This window comes from Mangrovicoccus sp. HB161399 (assembly GCF_013184745.1).
In the GTDB taxonomy this organism is placed as follows: domain Bacteria; phylum Pseudomonadota; class Alphaproteobacteria; order Rhodobacterales; family Rhodobacteraceae; genus Mangrovicoccus.
Genome location: NZ_JAATVU010000283.1, coordinates 1 through 754 on the forward strand (window position 1 = coordinate 1; position 754 = coordinate 754).

At 70.2% G+C, this 754-nt stretch carries 2 pseudogenes; one reads left to right on the forward strand and one right to left on the reverse strand.

The annotated features are described in order from the left end of the window. Positions 1 to 218: 218 nt before the first annotated feature. A pseudogene (locus HCC78_RS32905) lies at positions 219 to 642 on the forward strand (hypothetical protein); the annotation flags it as partial. 15 nt (positions 643 to 657) lie between these two features. Here HCC78_RS32905 and HCC78_RS32910 read toward each other — a convergent pair. After that, positions 658 to 754, reverse strand: a pseudogene (locus HCC78_RS32910) (ATP-binding cassette domain-containing protein); the annotation flags it as partial.

Genomic DNA, 754 nt, shown 5'->3' on the forward strand with positions numbered 1-754 from the left:
GATGGCACGGGGCGGAGACGGGACGGACGGAACACCCGGTCCGGTGCGGCTCAGACCGCGGGCCGTTGACCGGGACCCGTCCCCCAGCGGACTTCGCCAGGGCGCGCGGCCCCTGATGCCGCAGATCAGGCGCGCCCGGGGCGGCGTTCGGACCGGTGGCACTTGCCCCTCGCTGCATGGCCGCGACCAACCGGAATGCCGAACCCAGGCAAGGCACCTGCCAAGGCGCCATCCATGCATGGTCCGGGGACAACGGCGAGGGCAGTCATGCCCTCGCTCCCATCCGCAGGAACAGACGCCTCCGGAAAAAGGACAGCTTCGCGGCGCGCGCCTGCAATGACATCCTGCGGAGCACCCGGTGCCTCGGCCGTGTTCGCTGGACGTTCGCAGAGCCACTGGAGCCAAGGTTCCTGCTCGCTCTGGAAGCGGTGGTCCGGCTGCCATGTCCGGAGCCGGATCGAGGCCAGGATGGGGAACCTCAAATCCTCCGGTGAACGGATTGCCTCGAGGGACCCCGGCCGCCAGACTGCCGAGATCCACATCCGGGTCATCCGCGGCTGCGTTCGGAGCGATGGCGCTCGCCGCTCATTCATGAACCGCTTCGACGCCCTCGGCACCGCCGGGACGGAACGCGTCGCCTGACCTCGCCTGGTGAAATGCCGTGGCGATCGGGTCGAGCGCGGAGCACGGCTCGTCCATCAGCAGCACCTCCGGCTCGGTCGCCACGGCGCGGGCGATGCACAGGCGCTGCTGC